The organism is Burkholderia sp. 4M9327F10 (assembly GCF_005503145.1).
Lineage (GTDB): Bacteria > Pseudomonadota > Gammaproteobacteria > Burkholderiales > Burkholderiaceae > Paraburkholderia.
In genome coordinates this window covers 34,540-50,848 of sequence record NZ_SCNV01000048.1, presented here as the reverse complement: position 1 = coordinate 50,848, position 16,309 = coordinate 34,540, and the positions used below count along the sequence as shown (strand labels likewise).

Below are 16,309 nucleotides of genomic sequence, written 5' to 3'. Positions count from 1 at the left end.
GATTCATCCGTGGCGCCCCACAATAATCCGGAGTTGTCCCGATGACGTCCCTACAATCACAATCGGTCAAAAACCGCGCGCTCGCATTCCGCAAACGGATCTCACACTCACGCACGCTGGTGCGTACGTTGGTCGCGGCAACCGTACTCGCTGCGACAGCACCTGCCGCGTTCGCACAGGTCGTACTCGTGCCGGCTCCTGGGCCGGTTCACGAGTACGTTCCGCCGCCGCGCCCCGGGCATATGTGGCACCACGGCTATTGGCAATGGGAGCATGGCCGCTATGTGTGGATTTCCGGCGTGTGGGTCGCTCAACCAACGCTCGCCTATGGCGTGTATCCGGCAGCGGTGCAACCCGCGCCCGAACCGCCGCCGCCTCCGCGCGTCGAACGTCTGTCGGCGGACGCCTTGTTTCCGTTCGACCGTGGCGACGTAAGCGACATTCGCCCCGCGGGTCTGTCGGACCTCGCACAGATCGCGGCGCGGCTGCGCGGCAGCCCGTTTGGTCACGTGGAAGTACGCGGCTACACCGACCGGCTCGGTTCCGACGCCTATAACCTGGATCTCTCCAGAAGGCGTGCCGAGGCAGTTAAAGCGGTCCTGGTCCAGCAGGGCGTGCCGGCGCAGAAGATCCGCGCCGACGGACTTGGCAGCCAGGACCCGGTCACCCAATGCGGCAATATGGATAACGCGGACCTGGTGCGATGCCTTCAGCCTGACCGCCGGGTGGAGATCGTGACGTACGTGCGGGACTAGTAGCCCACGAGGTGGGACTCAAGACCTCGGGGCGCGTCAGCTCACATGCATGTGCGAGCCGCGCGCTCCCGGGTCATCAATCCTGCGCGGCAGTGCTTTCATCCGTACGCGCATTGTTCCAGCCGCCCCCTAGCACTTTGTACAAGGTGACGAGATTGCTCTGTCGCGACAAACTATCCGACGCAAGCTGCTGCTGCGCGGTGTAGAGCGTGCGTTGCGCATCGAGGAACGTGAGGAAACTGTCCGTACCCGCCTTGTAACGCGCCTGGGCCAGCACGTAGTAGCTCTGGGCCGAAGCAACATACTCGCGGTCCGCCTGCACCTGGTCCACATACGTCGCACGCGCCGTCAGCGCATTGGCCACTTCCTTGAACGCAGTCTGAATGGTGCTCTCGTAGTCCGCGACTTCGATCTGCTTTTCGATCTTCGCGACATCGAGCGAGGCCTTGTTGCTGCCGTAGTCGAAGATCGGCATTGAGATGCTCGGCGCGAAAGTCCATGCGCCGCTGCCTGCCTTGAACAGACTGGAAAGCGTCGAACTCGATGCACCGGCGGTCGCCGTCAGTTCGATCTTCGGGAAAAACGCGGCCCGCGCGGCGCCGATATTCGCATTGGCGGCCTTCAACGCATGCTCGGCCTCCACGATATCGGGGCGGCGCGCAAGCAACATGGACGGCACGCCTGCGCCGATGTCTGCGAACAGCGCGCCGTCGTCGAACGCGTCGTCCAGCTTGGGCTCGGGGGGCAGGTCATCCGGAAGCGGCGCGCCGAGCGCCGCAACGAGGTTGTTGCGATCCTGCTCCACGGCTCGCCGGTATGACGCGAGGCTTGCTTTCGCGCTCGCCAGCGAGTTCTCCGCCTCCCGCACGTCGAGCAGGGTCGAATTGCCCAGTTCCTCGATGCGCCGGGTCACGTCGTACGTGGCCTGATCCGCTGTCACGGTGTCCTGGGTCACCTTCAGGAGCCGTTCGTCGGATAGCCACGTCAGGTAGTCCGTCGCCACCGTCGCGATCAGGCTGATCCGGGTGCTCTGGCGCGATGCATCGGTAGAAAGATAGTTCTCCAGCGCCTGGCGTTTGAGGCTCCTCAGGCGGCCGAAGAAATCGATCTCCCACGACGTTGTGCCCACGTTCAGTTCATTGTCGCCTGTGGTAACGCCTTCGACGCGTTCACGCGTGAAGCTGCCGCTCGCATTGACGGTAGGCGCCAGCTCGGCGCGCGTGATCCGGTATTGCGCCTCGTACTCCGCCACGTCCAGCGCCGCCACTCGCAAATCGCGGTTATTGTCGAGCGCGATCTGGATCAGGCGCTGCAGGCGCGGATCGCGGAAAAACTGATACCAGTCGGTGTCGGTGGCAAGCGGCGCTTCGGCTGTGGCCGTCTGGGCTGCCATCGTACTCCGGTACGCGTCACCTTGCGGATAGGAGGACGGAACCGGCGCGGCCGGCCGTTCGTAATGTGGATCGAGCGTACAACCCGCGAGTGCGGCCATCGCAAGCGCCACACAGGCGGTCAGTTTGAGCTTCATCATGCTGCACCTTCGTTTTGCGGGGCGTGGCCGTGCTCGCCGAACAAGCGGCGCACGACGACGAAAAACACCGGCACGAAAAAGATCGCGAGAAAGGTCGCGGCGATCATGCCGCCCATCACACCGGTGCCGATCGCATGCCTGCTCGCCGAGCCCGCGCCCGTGCTGATAACGAGCGGCAGTACGCCGAATACAAAGGCGAGCGAGGTCATCAGGATTGGCCGCAAGCGCAGGCGTGCGGCTTCGAGCGTCGCATCGATCAGGCTGCGGCCCTGCGCCTGCAGGTCCTTGGCGAATTCGACGATCAGGATGGCATTCTTGGTGGAGAGTCCGATGGTCGCGAGCAGGCCGACCTTGAAATAGATATCGTCCGAGAGACCGCGCACATCCGCGCCGAGCAGCGCGCCCAGCACGCCGAGCGGCACGACCAGGATGACGGCAATCGGAATGGACCAGCTTTCGTACAGGCCGGCGAGGCACAGGAACACCACGATCACCGAAATTGCGTACAGGTAAATCGCCTGTGAGCCGGCCATGCGCTCCTGATAGGACTGTCCGGTCCAGTCGATGCCGAAGCCGCTGGGCAGCTTCTTCACAAGCGCGTCGACGGCGTCCATCGCCTGGCCGGTGCTCGCGTGCGGGCCGGTCTGCGCGGTGATTTCCATGGCCAGCGTGCGGTTGAAGCGTTCTATCTGAGGTGGCCCGAAGCTCCACTTGCCGGTGGCAAAAGCCGAGAACGGCACCATCTCGCCGTCGTAACTGGTGGTGGTCGTCGTGCTGCTGGAGTCGCTGGAACTGCTTGAACTGCTGGAGCTGCTGGAACTGCCGGAACTGCTAGATGCGCTCGAACTGCTCGACCTCACATACCACCGTCCGATGTCGGCCGGCATCATCCGGTACGGCGCATCGGCCTGGACGTAGACCTTCTGGATTCTCCCCGTATCGACGTAGTTATTCACGTAGGTCGAACCGAATGCCGTCTGCAAGGTGTCGTTGACATCGGCAATCGAAAGACCGAGCGCACTCGCCTTTTCGCGGTCAATATTCACCTGGAACTGCGGCGTATCCTCGAGACCGCCTGGGCGCATGCCAGACAGCGTGCTATCGCTCGACGCCAGCGCAATCAGTTGCTGACGCGCGGCCATCAGCTTGTCGTGACCCTGCCCCGCACGATCTTCCAGTTCGAAGTCGAGCCCGCTCTGCGTACCGAGCTCCTGGATAGCCGGCGGATTGAGCGCGAAAATCTGCGCATTGCGGGTAGCAGCAAAGTGCATGTTGGCGCGCTGGATAATCGCCGCCGCAGAATTCGCCTCGCCTCGTCGCGCGCTCCAGTCCTTCAGCCTGACAAAAGCGAGCGCATTGTTCTGTCCTGAGCCGTTGAAACTAAAGCCCGTGATGGAGATGATCTTGTCCACCTGCGGCAGCCCGAGGTAATAAGCCTCCACCTGCTTGACGGTTTCCAGTGTGGCCGCCGCCGGCGTGCCGACCGGCGCCGAAATCGACGTGATGATGATGCCCTGGTCCTCGTCCGGCAGATACGACGAAGGCAGCTTCATGAAGAGCAACGCCACTACGCCCACGATCAGCCCATAAATCACCATATAACGCAGGGGCTTGCCGATCACACCGGTCACCGCCGCGCCGTAGCGATGCGTGCCGCGCGCCAGCATACGGTTGAACCACCCCAGCGGACCGCGCTTCTCGTGATGCTCGACGTCCGAACGCTTGAGCAGAGTCGCGCATAGTGCGGGCGTGAGCGTCAACGCGAGAAACACCGACAGCAGCATGGCCGCCACGATCGTAATGGAGAACTGACGGTAGATCGCGCCGGTCGAGCCGGAGAAGAACGCCATCGGGATGAAGACCGCGACCAGCACCGTGGTAATGCCGACGAGCGCCCCGGTGATCTGCTTCATCGCCTTGCGCGTGGCTTCGAGCGGCGACAATCCTTCTTCGGCAATCAGGCGCTCGACGTTCTCCACCACGACGATCGCGTCGTCGACCAGCAGGCCGATAGCGAGCACGAGTCCGAACATCGAGAGCACGTTGATCGAAAAGCCCACCACCGACATCACCGCAAACGTGCCCAGCAGCGCAACCGGAACAACGATGGTCGGAATCAGCGTCGCCCGCAAGTTCTGCAAAAACACGTACATCACGACGAACACCAGCATCACCGCTTCGATCAGCGTCTTGAAGACCTCTTCTATCGAGATGCGCACGAAGGGCGTCGTGTCGTACGGGTAGTCCACCACCACGCTGGACGGCAGTTGTGCGCCCAGTTCGGTCAGCTTCGCGCGCACGGCCTTGGCGACATTCATCGCGTTCGCACCGCTCGCAAGCTTGATGGCGAGCGACGCGGCCGGTTTGCCGTTCAGACGCGAGTCCGTACTGTAGTCATCGCCGCCCACCTCGACGCGCGCCACGTCCTTGAGCAGCACTTTCGAGCCGTCGCTGTTCACGCGCAAGAGAATGGCGCCGAACTGCGCAGGGGTCGTGAGCAGGCTTGAGGACGAGATGGTTGCGTTGATCGCCTGAGCCCGGGTGGACGGCGCGCCGCCAATCTCTCCAACTGAGAGCTGGACGTTCTGGTTGGTGATGGCGGTCGTCACGTCGCTGGTCGTCAAGCCGACCGCTTGCAGCTTCACCGGATCTAGCCAGATGCGCATCGCGTGCTGCGCACCAAATAGCGTCACGTCGCCGACGCCGTCGATCTGCGTCAGCGGATCTTCAATCTGCGTGGCGATGATGTTGCCGAGATCGATGGAACTGATGCTGCCGTCGCTCGACGACAGCGATACGATCATCAAAAACGAGTTGGCCGCCTTCGCGACCTGCACGCCTTGATCCTGCACGGTCTGCGGCAACGAAGAGGTGGCCTGCTCCACCTTGTTCTGCACCTGCACCTGGGCAATGTCCGCGTTGGTGCCCTGCTGGAACGTCAGTGTGATGGTGGCCTGTCCGGACGAACTGCTCGTGGAGGACATATAGAGCAGGTGATCGATGCCGCTCAGCTTCTGCTCGATCACCTGGGTGACCGTGGTCGCGACGGTTTCGGCAGAGGCCCCCGGATAGGTCGCCGTGATCTGTACCGAAACCGGCGCCACGCTCGGATATTGCTCGACCGGCAGAGTCGTCATGGATGCCGCGCCGATCATCATGATGACGATGGCGATCACCCACGCGAGAATCGGTCGATTGATAAAAAATCCAGCCATGAGAGTCTCGCTTTAGCTACCGGTTGTCGTGGGCGCGGCCTGCCGGGCAGCGGTCGCCGCGGTGTCCAGGGCCGTGTCCGGGGCGGTGGGCGCTGCGGCGGTGGCGGGACTCTCCACCGGCGTCACAAGGGCGCCAACGCGCGCCTTCTGCGAGCCTGCGACGATCACCCGGTCGCCGGCCTTCAGCCCGCGGGTGACGATCCAGTCGGCGTCGTGAGCGGTGTCGGCGGTAACCGCCGTCTGCACCACCTTGTTGGCTGCGTCGACCGTCAGCACGCTGGCCGAGCCGTCGGACGCTCGCGAGACCGCCAGTTGCGGCACCGTGATCGCCTGCTGGTTCACACCTTCTTCAAGCCGTGCGCGCACAAACATGCCGGGCAGCAACACGCCGTCGGGATTTGGGAACACGCAACGCAAGGTGACCGAGCCAGTAGTGGCATCAACGGTGATATCCGAGAACAACAGCTTGCCGGTCTGCGGATAAGCCGTGCCGTCTTCCATCACCAGATGGACCACCGCCCCGTCCTTGCCGGCCTGCTGCAACTGGCCGTTCGCGAACTCCTTTTGCAGGCGCAGCCAGTCCACCGACGAACGGGTGACGTCGAGGTACATCTCTTGCGTGGCCTGCACCGTGGCGAGCGCGGTGGTCTGCTCCGCCGTGACCAGGGCGCCTTCGGTGACGCTGGATTTGCCGATGCGCCCGGCGATAGGTGCGACCACCTTCGTATAGCCGAGGTTGATCGCGGCGGTCTTCAATGCGGCGCGATCAGCCACCACGTCCGCCTGGGCTTCCTGCAGCGACGAGATCGCGTCGTCATAGTCCTGCTTGCTGACGCCCTGGATCTTCGACAACTCGGTGTAGCGCGAGGCTTTGGTCTGCGCGGCGGCGGCCGTGGCCACCGCTTTTGCGAGCGTGCCAACGGCCTGGTCGTAGGAGGCCTGATAGCTGGCCGGATCGATCTGGTACAGCACGCTGCCGGCTGCGACCAGCGAACCTTCCGTGAAGAGGCGCCTGGTCACAATGCCCTCCACTTGCGGCCTGACATCGGCCACGCGGATGGCGGAGAGCCTGCCGGAGAGTTCGGTACTGGAAACCACCGGATGCGGCGCGACAATCTCGACACCGACTTCCGGGGTCATTTGGGGCGGCATCTGCGGCCCCTGGCGGCCGCAGCCCGCGAGGGCAAATGCGGCGGCGACTACCGCGAGGGCAAGCGGACTGACTGCCATCGCGCGCGAGGGCAGCGCCGGCAAAATATGGACTCTTGTCATGCTCAGGGCATCCTTCGGCTGAATTCGACAAAGAGCCGCCTGGCATGCATTGGCGCATGCGGGTCTCAAAAGCGCGGGAAGAACGATGAAGGGGCGACAGAAACCACGCAAAGCCATGCCCGGCGGCAATGGATGACCCAGCTTAATAAGCGGTCGATTACGATGGCTTAGGGCTCGATTACGCTCCGTAACACAACGCGCTCAGCCCGCTGCGGCGGCGAGCGCGTAATAAACCGTAAGCATCGTTAAGAACCCGCAACCGGCGCGGCAGTCAATTTCGCTATATTTCGTTGTACGAGGCGCGTGCAACCTGGCTTCGTGGAATCTCCATCCTTACCGGCAGCCGCCCCAATTTCCACACGCGCTGCCTTTACGGCCTTACCCGGCCCCATCTCCTCGGGTCCAACCATGTCCGACACGCCCATTCATGTCCTGCTGGTCGACGACGACGCCGACCTGCGCGACCTGCTGAGAACCTTTTTCCAGCAACGCGACATCGCGTTTTCGGTGCTGCACGACGCGAACCATCTTGCGCGCCGGCTCGAACGCGAGCGGCCCTCGATCGTGGTGCTCGATCTGATGATGCCGGGTGTCGACGGGCTCACCGCGCTCACCCAACTGCGCCTGAGCGGCGACACCATCCCCGTGATCATGCTGACGGCACGCGCCGATGGCGTGGATCGCGTGATCGGCCTGGAGCTCGGTGCCGACGACTATCTCGGCAAGCCGTTCATGCCGCAGGAATTGCTCGCGCGCATTCACGCCGTGCTGCGCCGTCACGCGCAAGCTCAGTCACCCGTGCCGGTTGAACGGCGCGAGGCGTTCCGCTTTGGACGCTTCCGGCTCGACTTCGCCTCGCGCACGCTGTTGCGCGACGACGAGCCGCTCAAGCTGACCGGCAGCGAATACGCATTGCTCGAAGTGTTCGTGCAGCACCCAATGGAAGCGCTTTCGCGCACAAAGCTGGTGGACCTGCTGCATGGCCCTTATTCAGAAGTGACCGAACGCGGCATCGACGTGCCGGTGTGGCGTCTGCGCCGCCTGCTCGAAGACGACCCGGCCAACCCGCGCCGCATTCAGACGTTGCGCGGCGTAGGCTACATGTTCGTGCCTGGCGATAGCGACGATGAAAAACCCGTTTAACACGCTGTTTGGCCGGCTTGCCCTGATGACCGTGGGGCTGATCGTGCTGGTCCACCTCACCCTGTTGTTCCTCGTGGATCTCGAACGCGGCCAGTTGGAGACCACCCATCTGGAAAATGCCGTCATGCTCGCCGTACAGGCCGAACAGGACGGACGGCCCGCTGCATCGCATGTCGCCCAGACGCTTGGACTCTCCTACGTGCCGGCGAGCAAGGCAATCGAAGAAGGTTGCCCTGCGCCTTGCACGAACACATTCGGTCCGTTCGACCGGGATCTGCGCAACAAGCTGCCGCCAGGCAGCCAGGTGGTGTTCGACAGCAGCAACGGCACCGTGTGGGTGCGATATGCAGACAATCCGGACTGGCTGAAACTGCAAAACGCGGTGTTGCCGGGGCGCCGCTTCGTGAGCGCGTCGGCGCTGATGCTCGCACTCGCCGTGATCATTGCGCTACTGGGCGCGTGGTATCTGCAGCGGCCGTTGCACAGGCTCGCGCTCGCCGCACGCGAATTCCGCGTCGGTCACCGGGTGCCAGTGGTGCGGCCGGGCGGGCCGCGTGAAGTCAAGGAACTGATCGGCGACTTCAACCAGATGGTGCATGACCTCGTGCGGGCTGAACAGGAACGCGCAGTGATGCTGGCCGGTGTGGCACACGACCTGCGCGCCCCGATCACACGGATGCAGGTGCGCGCCGATCTGCTGCCCGACGAATCGAACCGCAGTGGCTTTCTGCGCGATGCCGAGTCGCTGTCGCGCATCGTCACCCAGTTCCTCGATTTCGCGCGTGAGACGGCCGATACCTCGCCGCGTGCCGGCGTCGATGCCCATTGCCGCCGGCACTATGGCGAGAGTCTCGCGGACGATGCGCTGATGCGGGTGGATCTGCAAGCCGGCGACGGTTTCAGCCTGCCTTTGGTAGACCTCGACCGGATTCTCGCCAACCTGATCGAGAACGCGCTGACCTATGGCGAGCCGCCGGTGGAAATCTCGACTTACCGGCGCAACGAGCAATACACATTGAGCGTGCGCGATCACGGCAACGGCATTCCCGCCGGACAACTGGAGCGGGCCTTGCAGCCTTTCGTACGGCTCGACCAGGCGCGCGGCGGCGACGCTCACTGCGGGCTGGGACTCGCAATCGTCCGGCGGCTGGTGCGATATAACGGCGGGACGTTTGACGCGGAAAATGCGCCCGCTGGCGGCTTTGCCGTATCGCTGACGTTTCCGGCTGCACACGGCGGCAATCGCGGCAACGTGTGACATGCGCCGTCTGTATGCAAAAACGCCCGCCATGGCATGGCAGGCGTTTTTGCGTGTGCTGGCTTAAGCTCGACGCGGACAGCGGCTGCGTACCGCACCCGCTCGGTCCATCGCCACGGCTCAGCCCTGAGCCACCTGAGCCACCTGAGCGGGAACCGTGATCGAGCCGTGTGGCCCATCTCCGCCAGGACCGCCCGGACCGCCACCGCCGGGGCCGCCAGGGCCACCGCCACCAGGGCCACCCCAACCTGGGCCCGGTCCCCACCAGCAACCGCTCAGGGTAGCCGTCAGCGCCGCCAGGGCCGCCACTATCGCTAACTTTCTCATGCGCTTCTCCTTCGTGAGGTGTTGCGAGCACGGGACCGTCGATTCGGTCCCTATCAACCGCAATGCCCGCAACATATCAATCCACGAAGGATCGTGTTTAACAGCGCCGTTACAATCCAGACAAAGGTTTGCCGCAAGCGTGCGCGCAAACCGCGGAATCAACCTCGGTTTGCGCACTACAGGAACATATAGGGGTCGTTGGAGGCATTTGGCGCCTCTACGTCTTGTTGCCGTAAGTAAGCCGAAGTAAGACCTTTGGCCGCCTTTATTCAGTTCACGCAGCGCGGCAACCGGGAAGCCACGCTGCCTGGCAACGCCCTTACTTCGCCACCGGCATGGTGAACTCCGCGCCCTTGGCGATGCTGTCGGGCCAGCGCTGCATGATGCTCTTGTAGCGCGTGTAGAAGCGCACCCCTTCTTCGCCATAAGCATGGTGATCGCCGAACAGCGAACGCTTCCAGCCGCCAAACGAATGCCACGCCATCGGCACCGGAATCGGCACATTGATGCCCACCATGCCCACCTGGATCTGCCGGCCGAAGGCGCGCGCCACACCGCCATCTGAAGTGAACAGCGACACCCCATTGCCGAATTCGTGCGCGTTGATCAGTTCGACCGCGCTCGCGAAGTCCGGCACGCGCACGACGGCGAGTACCGGCCCGAAGATCTCTTCCTTGTAGATCTTCATCTGCGTGCCGACCTGATCGAACAGCGTGCCGCCGATAAAGAAACCTTCTTCACTCGCGACCGGATGCGCGCGGCCATCGACGACCAGCGTCGCGCCTTCCGCCTCGCCCGACGCGATATAGCCGGCCACCTTGGCCTTATGTTCGGCCGTCACCAGCGGACCCATCTCGGCGTCGGCGTTTTCGCCGTTCTTGATGATGAGCGACTTCACGCGCGGCACCAGCTTTTCGATCAGGCGGTCGCCCACGTTGCCCACCGCCACCGCCACCGAAATCGCCATGCAGCGCTCGCCGGCCGAACCGTAGGCCGCACCGATCAACGCATCGACAGCCTGGTCGAGATCGGCATCGGGCATCACGACGAGGTGGTTCTTCGCGCCGCCCAAGGCCTGCACGCGCTTGCCGCGCTTCGATGCTTCGGTGTAGATGTATTCGGCAATCGGCGTGGAGCCGACAAACGACAGCGCCGCGACATCCGGGTGATCGATCAGCGCGTCGACCGCGACCTTGTCGCCGTTGACCACATTGAACACGCCATCGGGCAGGCCCGCTTCCTTCAGCAGTTCAGCAATGCGCAGCGACGCCGACGGGTCGCGCTCCGACGGCTTCAGCACGAACGTGTTGCCGCACGCGAGCGCGACCGGGAACATCCACATCGGCACCATCACCGGGAAGTTGAACGGCGTGATGCCGGCGACCACGCCGAGCGCCTGGCGCAGGTTCCAGTTGTCGATGCCGCCGCCGATCTGGTCGGTGAAGTCGGTCTTCAACAGGTTCGGAATGCCGCAAGCGAATTCGACCACTTCAATGCCGCGCACCACTTCGCCTTGCGCATCCGAGAACACCTTGCCGTGTTCACGCGTAATCAGCAGCGCCAGTTCGTCGTGGTGCCGGTTGAGCAACTCCTTGAACTTGAACAGAATGCGTGCGCGCTTGATGGGCGCGGTCTCGCTCCATGCGGGAAAAGCCGCCTTGGCCGCCTGGACCGCCGCGTCGACTTCCGCGACCGAGGCGAGCGCGACCGAGCCGGTCACCTTGCCGGTGGCGGGATTGAACACGTCCTTGAAGCGGCCGCTGGTGGGCGCGGCAGCCGCGCCGCCGATGAAATGGCCCAGTTGCTGCACCGACAGGTTCGCTTGCTCGTTCACTGCATTCATTTCATTACCTCGGGTTCTGGATGGGACCGGCGCGCAGGCGCCCTGAAGACCCGCTGACTTTATCGGCGCGGCCAGGCGGACTCCCTACACAGCCAGACATCGCGCAACCAAACTGTATTGTTTTTAAGACGACAACCGTACTGGATGGCAACGCGAGCGTCGCTCATGCGTCTTGAATAACGAGACCGTTCTGATCAAAGGCTATCCATCAGCACCTTGCCGGTTGATAAAAGCTTGACTTAAAATAACTACATATCTAGATTTATAGATATGCGAAACGAATATGCCAACGACATTCCTGCGGACTGGGCGCAATTCGCCGCCGTTTTCTCGGCGCTGGGCGATAGCTACCGGCAGCGCATCCTGCTGTTCTTCGAGCCAGGCGAACGGCTGACGATCAAGCAGATCGCGGACGCGCTCCCGCTCAGCCGGACCGCCGTGCTGCATCACGTTCGCGTGCTGCAGTCGGCGGGCCTGCTGGAAGCCAGCAAGGAAGGCCGTGAGGTATTTCTCACCGTGAACAAAGCCCTGCTGCTGCAGGCGCTGGAAAGCACGGCCCGCTATGCAGAGGAAGCAATATGACGAACCACGGGCGCAGTGTCCGCATCTGCGGAACGGGCGTCGCCGTGCCTGAACAGGTGTTGACGAGCGATGAAATAGACCGGCGCTTCGGCCTGCCGGTGGGGACCGTATTCAAGCGCTACGGCGTGCGCACGCGGCATCGCACCGTCCATGAAAACGCGGCCATGCTGGCCGTGCAGGCATGCGAAGCGGCACTCGCCAATGCCGGGCTGCGCTGGAGCGACATCGACTGCCTGGTCTGCGCGTCGGCCACCATGGATCAGGCGCTGCCCTACAACGCGGCGATGGTTCTCGCAGAACTCGGCGGCGAGGCCAGGCGGATTGCCGCGTTCGATGTCGGCGCAAGCTGCCTGTCGTTTCTGGTAGGGCTCGACACGCTCAGCTATCTGGTCGAAGGCGGGCGCTACCGCAACGTCATGATCGTCTCCGCCGATATCGCCACCTTTTCGCTGGACTGGTCGACGCTTGGCGAATCGGCGATTTTCGGCGACGGCGCCGCGGCCGCGGTGATCCGCAAAAGCGCGCCCGGCGAAGCGTCGTCGATCCTGGCCTCGCGCATCGAAACCTATCCCGAGGGCGCCGCGTATTGCCAGATCAAGGCCGGCGGCTCGCGCTATCATCCTCTGCGGCTGAGCACCAGTATCGATCCGCTGTCGCTGTTCCACATGGACGGTCCGCGCCTCTTCAAGGCAGCCTCGCGCGAGTTGCCGCGCTTCGTCAACGGCCTGCTCGACAGCGCGGCGCTCACGCTCGACCAACTGCGCCTCATCGTGCCGCATCAGGCGAGCCGTCTCGCGCTCGATCACCTCGCCAGGCGGCTGCATGTCGAAGCGGCCCGCACAGTCGATATCCTCGCGAGCTACGGCAACCAGGTCGCTGCGTCGCTGCCGTCCGCCTTGCATCACGCAATTGCGGACGGCCGCGTGCAGCGCGGCGATCCCATCATGTTGATCGGCTCCGGTGCGGGCCTGACGATCGGCGGCATGGTCATGGTCTACTGAGATGCGGCGACTCACACTCGTTCCGGCCGGCTTCCCGGGTTCTCTGCCGCGCAGCAGCGCCGGGCGGCGCCATGACGTGTAACGTCCTGATACTCGGTGGCCGCGCGCCGTCCGCACTCGACCACGCGCGCCGTTTCGCGCATCAGGGCTGGAAGGTGTGGGTGGCCGACAGCATCCCTTGCCAGATCAGCGGCGCCTCGCATGCGGTCACTGCGACGCTGCGGGTCGCGTCGCCGCGTCACGCGCCGGCCGGCTTCGTGGACGATTTGCGGCGCGCCTCGCTGGCGCACGGCATCGACCTGATCGTGCCGACCTGCGAGGAGGTTTTCTTTGTCTCGCGGTACCGCGACCGCTTGCCGGCCCACGTGCGCGTCCTAGCCGAAGACTTCGGCAAGATGCGCGACGTGCACAGCAAGTGGCGCTTTCTTGCGCTGGCTCGCGGCTGCGGCGCCGAGGTGCCGGATTCGGCGCGGGTCGCGTCGCTTGACGAAGCCCGCGCCTGGGCAGGTGGCAGACCGGTCGTGCTGAAGCCGGAGTACTCCCGCTTCGGCGTGCATGTACGGCTCTATCGCCACGGCATCCCGGCGGACGCACCGGCGCTCGCGCCGCTCGGTCATTGGGTCGTGCAGGCTTTCGCGGAAGGCCGTGAATTCTGCTCGTACAGCGTGGCGGACCGCGGCCGGCTGGTCGCGCATAGCGTGTATTGGCCGCGCTGGAGAATGTCGACGAGTTCGAGTTTCTATTTCGAAGCGGTGCGCATCGAGGCCATTCGCCGCTTCGTCGAAAACTTCGCGCGCAAGCTCGACTTCACCGGGCAGTTGTCGTTCGACTGGATCCAGCAGGCCGACGGGCGCGTGAGCGTGCTCGAATGCAATCCCCGCGCGACCAGCGGCTGCCATCTGTTTGCGCTCGACGCCCCGCTGCCCGCAGCGCTCGACGGCACCCTCAGCAGCGAAATAACAGCCCCCATCGAGCCGCCCTTGGGCACACCACGCATGATTGGCGCGGTGATGCTGAGTGCAGGCCTGATCGGCGGGCTGCGGCGCGGCGAACTCGGCGGGTGGCTGCGCGACTACCGCCGCGCCGCCGACGTGATCGGCACACCAGGTGATCGCGGCCCGATCGGCGGCGCGCTGCGCGATCTGGCGTCGTATGCGCGGCTGGCGCTCGCGCAGCGCTGCAATATGCGCGAGGCGGCGACGCAGGATATCGAGTGGGACGGCGAGGAGCTGCCCGAACCATGAGCGAATGCCTGTACGTGCCGCACGCCTGTTTCGCCGGCAAGGCCGCGGCCTTCGCCGCGCTGCATGCCGGCGTCGCCACGCGCGGTTTCGTCTCGAACATCGACGCTCAAGTGGAAACGCTCGATACCGGCGGCCTGAGCCTGCCGGTCACCGTCAACGGCAACGTGCCGGACAACGCATGGGTTTGCTCGCCACTGACGACCTATAGCCGCTATGCGCTCGAAGAGACCCGCCGCGTCGCGCCGCACATGCTTGCGGCGCCGCTTGGCGGCGTGATCGGCCTCGCCGATCGCTGGCTGCGCCGCGCCGAGCTGGACAACGCGGTATCGTTGAACAACTGGCTGGTCAGCACGAACCTGTACCCCGCCGCCGACGGCATCGACTTTGCCGCGCTCGCGGCGGCGTCTGAGGCGCGCTGGCCGCGCCATGCGGTGTGGTTCCGCTCGCTCAATCCCGTGCAACATGCCGACTGGTTGCGGGAATTGCAAGCGGCCGGCTTCGACCTGATCCCCACGCGCCAGGTGTACCTGTTCCGCAATATGAAGCAGAGCGGAGTCCGGCATCAGAATCTGCGCCGCGATCTGCACCTGCTGCGCACCACACCATTGACGCCGGTCGGCCACGACGACTTCAGCGACGCCGATTTTGCCCAGAGCGAAACGCTTTACGCGCAACTCTATCTGGAGAAGTATTCGCGGCTGAACCCGAGCTATACGGCCGCGTTTCTGAAAGCGTGGCATCACGCGGGGCTGCTTGAATTCTTCGGCTTCAGGGACGACAGCGGGGAACTGCGCGCGGTAGTCGGCATGTTCGGGCAGGGCATGCTGCTAAGCGCACCGATTGTCGGCTACGACACGAGCTGGCCGTCTGCCGCAGGCCTGTATCGTCTGCTGATGGCGCATGTGCTCAAGACGACGCTCGAACGCGAGGCCGTTCTCAATCTGAGCGCGGGCGCAGCGCACTTCAAGCGGCTGCGGGGTGGCGAGCCGGCGATCGAATACAGTGCAGTGCTTAGCCGCCATTTGCCGGCGGCGACACGCCGCACGCTACGCGGCCTGCAGATGCTGACAACCCGGCTCGGCGTACCGATCATGAGGCGCTTTCAGCTATGAACCCATGGAACCCGACGCTGTATCGAAGCTGGTTTGTGGTCGCATCGTCGCGGCGGCTGAAGTCGAAACCGTTGGCCGTCACGCTGTTCGACCGGCCGCTGGTGCTGGCGCGCATGCAGTCGGGCGAACTGCTCGCGCTCGACGATTGTTGCCCGCACCGGCATGCGCCGTTGTCGGCAGGGCGCGTCACGCCGGCAGGGCTGCAATGCGGCTATCACGGCTGGACCTTCAGTGCCGATGGACGCTGTACCGCGATACCCGGACTGGCACCCTCATCGTGCAAGCCACTGGTGCGGGTCGCCTCGGTCCCGGTGATGGAGCATGACGGGCTCGTCTGGGTCAAACTCGACGCCACGAGCAGCGCGGATTCGCACGGGCTGCCCGAGTTTGTGCGCAGGTTGCCGCAGGGAAGCCGCCGCTTCACCTGGAGCACAACGTGGAAGGCCCACGCGGCCGATGCGCTGGAGAATTTCCTCGATCCGCTGCATACGCATTTCGTGCATCCGGGGCTGGTACGCGGTGACGCTGATCGCCGGGTCGTCAGCGCGACGCTCACGCGCTCGGCGGGCCTGCTACAGGTCGACTATCGCGGACAGCCGCAGCAAAGCGGCTGGTTGTACCGCTTGTTCGAGTCGCCGCGTGAGCTGGAGCGCGCGCATTTCGCGGCTGCCGCGGCGGGTACGGCGCAACTCGAATACCGTTATCAGAACGGCAGTGCGCTCTATTTCACGCTTCATTTCAGCCCGATCGGTGAGACGCTGACTCAGGTGCACGGCACCTTCCACGTCGAAAACCGCTGGGCGCCGCAGTGGGCGGTACGGATGATCGCATGGCCCTTTTTGCGTCATGTGGCCCGGCAGGATCAGGATATCGTCGAGGCACAAGCCCTCAACAAGGCGCGCTTTCACCGCACGACAGGGGTGTCGACCGAGCTCGATCTGGTGAGGCCCGCTCTCGATGAGATCTGGTCCCCCGCGTCGCACCCGCCCGCCGGACAAAGCCGGCGGATAGAAATCATGCTTTGAG

The 16,309-nt window shown here is 64.2% G+C and carries 13 protein-coding genes; 8 read left to right on the top strand and 5 right to left on the bottom strand.

Features of this window, described 5'->3' with window-relative positions; translation table 11 throughout:
* Positions 1-41 precede the first annotated feature (41 nt).
* Complete coding sequence (locus tag FFS45_RS31060) at positions 42-755, top strand: OmpA family protein (protein ID WP_137958468.1); 714 nt, start codon at positions 42-44, stop codon at positions 753-755.
* A gap of 76 nt (positions 756-831) precedes the next feature.
* On the opposite strand, the gene FFS45_RS31055 is transcribed toward FFS45_RS31060, so the two are convergent.
* Genes FFS45_RS31055 through FFS45_RS31045 form a run of 3 tightly spaced genes read right to left on the bottom strand, consistent with a single transcriptional unit; the run spans position 832 to position 6,773 of the window.
* Entirely contained in the window at positions 832-2,286 is a 1,455-nt protein-coding gene (locus FFS45_RS31055) for an efflux transporter outer membrane subunit (protein WP_137958467.1), read from the bottom strand.
* Entirely contained in the window at positions 2,283-5,501 is a 3,219-nt protein-coding gene (locus tag FFS45_RS31050; RefSeq protein WP_137958466.1) for an efflux RND transporter permease subunit, read from the bottom strand. The genes FFS45_RS31055 and FFS45_RS31050 overlap by 4 nt, the downstream gene beginning before the upstream one ends.
* 12 nt (positions 5,502-5,513) lie before the next feature.
* Entirely contained in the window at positions 5,514-6,773 is a 1,260-nt protein-coding gene (locus tag FFS45_RS31045; RefSeq protein WP_137958465.1) for an efflux RND transporter periplasmic adaptor subunit, read from the bottom strand.
* A 408-nt stretch (positions 6,774-7,181) separates the two neighbouring features.
* Between FFS45_RS31045 and FFS45_RS31040 the strand changes: the two genes are divergently transcribed.
* The gene (locus FFS45_RS31040; protein ID WP_137958464.1) at positions 7,182-7,916 is read left to right on the top strand and encodes a response regulator; all 735 of its coding nucleotides are present in this window, start codon (positions 7,182-7,184) and stop codon (positions 7,914-7,916) included.
* Positions 7,900-9,174 carry an ATP-binding protein gene (locus FFS45_RS31035; RefSeq protein ID WP_137958463.1) on the top strand — a complete coding sequence of 425 codons (1,275 nt, stop codon included), beginning with the start codon at positions 7,900-7,902 and terminating at the stop codon, positions 9,172-9,174. The genes FFS45_RS31040 and FFS45_RS31035 overlap by 17 nt, the downstream gene beginning before the upstream one ends.
* A 120-nt stretch (positions 9,175-9,294) precedes the next feature.
* Here the strand turns inward: FFS45_RS31035 and FFS45_RS41915 are convergent, their stop codons facing one another.
* Positions 9,295-9,501: a hypothetical protein gene (locus FFS45_RS41915; protein ID WP_171029799.1), complete on the bottom strand. Its 207-nt coding sequence runs from the start codon at positions 9,499-9,501 to the stop codon at positions 9,295-9,297.
* A 319-nt stretch (positions 9,502-9,820) separates the two neighbouring features.
* A complete protein-coding gene (locus FFS45_RS31025) occupies positions 9,821-11,344 on the bottom strand; it encodes a CoA-acylating methylmalonate-semialdehyde dehydrogenase (RefSeq protein ID WP_137958461.1) in 1,524 nt (507 codons plus the stop codon).
* A 270-nt stretch (positions 11,345-11,614) separates the two neighbouring features.
* Between FFS45_RS31025 and FFS45_RS31020 the strand changes: the two genes are divergently transcribed.
* The 5 genes from FFS45_RS31020 (at position 11,615) to FFS45_RS31000 (ending at position 16,308) form a co-directional block, all read left to right on the top strand.
* Complete coding sequence (locus tag FFS45_RS31020; protein ID WP_137958460.1) at positions 11,615-11,926, top strand: helix-turn-helix domain-containing protein; 312 nt, start codon at positions 11,615-11,617, stop codon at positions 11,924-11,926.
* Positions 11,923-12,927, top strand: coding sequence for a 3-oxoacyl-[acyl-carrier-protein] synthase III C-terminal domain-containing protein (locus FFS45_RS31015; RefSeq protein ID WP_137958459.1), 1,005 nt, complete (start codon positions 11,923-11,925; stop codon positions 12,925-12,927). The genes FFS45_RS31020 and FFS45_RS31015 overlap by 4 nt, the downstream gene beginning before the upstream one ends.
* A gap of 71 nt (positions 12,928-12,998) precedes the next feature.
* A complete protein-coding gene (locus tag FFS45_RS31010) occupies positions 12,999-14,171 on the top strand; it encodes an ATP-grasp domain-containing protein (protein WP_137958458.1) in 1,173 nt (390 codons plus the stop codon).
* A complete protein-coding gene (locus FFS45_RS31005) occupies positions 14,168-15,283 on the top strand; it encodes a hypothetical protein (protein ID WP_137958457.1) in 1,116 nt (371 codons plus the stop codon). Before FFS45_RS31010 ends, FFS45_RS31005 begins: the two co-directional genes overlap by 4 nt.
* On the top strand, positions 15,280-16,308 hold the full coding sequence (locus FFS45_RS31000; protein WP_137958456.1) for an aromatic ring-hydroxylating dioxygenase subunit alpha: 1,029 nt from the start codon (positions 15,280-15,282) through the stop codon (positions 16,306-16,308). Before FFS45_RS31005 ends, FFS45_RS31000 begins: the two co-directional genes overlap by 4 nt.
* Position 16,309 lies beyond the last annotated feature (1 nt).